This is a genomic window from Rahnella sp. CFA14(1/10) (assembly GCF_004195095.1).
In the GTDB taxonomy this organism is placed as follows: domain Bacteria; phylum Pseudomonadota; class Gammaproteobacteria; order Enterobacterales; family Enterobacteriaceae; genus Rahnella; species Rahnella perminowiae.
The window spans coordinates 1-220 of sequence record NZ_SEWS01000052.1 but is presented as its reverse complement, the minus strand read 5'-3'; the positions used below and the strand labels follow the sequence as shown (position 1 = coordinate 220).

At 43.2% G+C, this 220-nt stretch carries 1 rRNA gene; it reads left to right on the top strand.

Annotated features, from left to right (window positions below):
• Positions 1–149: 149 nt before the first annotated feature.
• A 16S ribosomal RNA gene (locus EVX52_RS25215) occupies positions 150–220 on the top strand; the annotation flags it as partial.

The window sequence follows — 220 nt, the reverse complement described above, 5'->3', positions numbered from 1 at the left end:
AATCTGTGTGGGCACTCACAAGACGATATCAGCCACCTCGGTGGCAAAAAATATCAAGTCTTAGAGTGACCAAGCAGTAATTCATTTAGTTGAATTATTACGAAGTAATCTCTGAGCACCGCTTAACGTGTTTAAGCAAATCGAACTTTTAATTGAAGAGTTTGATCATGGCTCAGATTGAACGCTGGCGGCAGGCCTAACACATGCAAGTCGAGCGGCA